Consider the following 1,160-nt stretch of genomic DNA (forward strand, 5'->3'; position numbering starts at 1 on the left):
GGTGCCGCCAGGATACGCCGAGTACGTAAACGCAGCCGACGGCGTCGTCTGTCGCCAGAGCGACGGGCTGAACGTCCTTCCATAGGTGAGTCCGGCAACCGCCGGGGCGGGTGTAGCTTGAAGGATGAGTTCCCTACCGTCGGCGCGTACGCAGAGGCTCGTGCTGTGGATCGCGATTCTCGCTTCCTTTGTGTCGTTTCTCGACGGCAGCGTCATCAATGTAGCGCTGCCGGCCATTTCCCGTGAACTGGGCGGCGGACTGACAACGCAGCAATGGGTTGTCGATGCCTACCTGATCACCCTGGGTTCACTGATCCTTGTCGCCGGTTCGCTCTCTGATTTGCTGGGCCGGGTTGTCGTTCTCCGGGCAGGCCTGATCGGGTTCGGCGCGACATCAGTGATGTGTGCGCTGGCACCGACAGCGGACTGGCTGGTCCTGGCCAGGGCGCTTCAAGGCGTCGCGGGCGCCTTGCTGGTGCCCAGTTCCCTGGCTCTGATCACATCAAACTTCGACGAAGCGCCCCGGGCGAAGGCAATCGGCCAGTGGACTGCCGGTACAACCGTGGCTTTCATCGCGGGACCCCTGCTCGGCGGAGTGCTCGTTGATTCGGTGGGCTGGCGTTGGATCTTCGGAATCAACGTCCTGCCCATTGCCGTGACCTTGTACCTGCTAGCCGTGTTGCGGGTCAAGGATGTTCGCAAGGAGGGCGTGCGGATCGACTACGCGGGTGCCGTGCTCTGTGTGCTCGGGTTGGCGGGGCCGGTCTACGCGTTGATCGAACAGGGCAACTATGGCTGGGGGAGTCCGCTCATTCTGATGCCCCTCGCCCTCGGTATCCTGTGCCTCGCCGGGTTCATTTGGCGGGAAAAGACCGCGAAGTACCCGCTCCTGCCGCTCAGCCTCTTCTCCGTCCGAAACTTTGCCGTAGGCAACGTGGCTACGGCCTTCGTCTACGCCGCGCTGTCGATCGGCGGGTTCATCATCGTGCTTTTCCTGCAGCAGGTTGCCGGGTTTCCGGCGACGTCGGCCGCTCTGGCCTTGCTTCCCGTCAGCCTCGTCAACATCCTCTTGGCGTCATGGTTTGGCTCACTGGCCGGGCGGTTCGGCCCGAGGTGGTTCATGGCCTTCGGACCTGCCCTCGCCGGGGGCGGCTATCTCC

The 1,160-nt window shown here is 63.7% G+C and carries 1 protein-coding gene; it reads left to right on the forward strand.

Annotated elements, in window-relative coordinates; translation table 11 throughout:
* Window positions 1-160: 160 nt before the first annotated feature.
* A partial coding sequence (locus LQV45_RS34290) for an MFS transporter (protein WP_230012328.1) occupies window positions 161-1,160 on the forward strand: 1,000 nt, incomplete at its 3' end.

The organism is Microbacterium sp. Bi128, assembly GCF_918698205.1.